Raw genomic sequence first — 278 nt, forward strand, 5'->3', positions numbered from 1 at the left:
TACGGTATTAGCACCTGTTTCCAAGTGTTATCCCCTTCTGATGGGCAGGTTACCCACGTGTTACTCACCCGTTCGCCACTCTTCTTTTTCCGGTGGAGCAAGCTCCGGTGGAAAAAGAAGCGTACGACTTGCATGTATTAGGCACGCCGCCAGCGTTCGTCCTGAGCCAGGATCAAACTCTCATAAAAAGTTCGAACAATCTCGCGATTGTTAAGCTCAATTTGTTTGCTAGCATATTGCTTGCTTGTTAAAAATGCTTGTTGTCTTGAATTGAATCA

The 278-nt window shown here is 45.7% G+C and carries 1 rRNA gene; it reads right to left on the reverse strand.

The features are described 5' to 3' along the window. Positions 1-188, reverse strand: a 16S ribosomal RNA gene (locus ACY191_RS06975); the annotation flags it as partial. Positions 189-278: the final 90 nt, after the last annotated feature.

It is taken from the genome of Staphylococcus sp. TCBT05 (assembly GCF_055179755.1).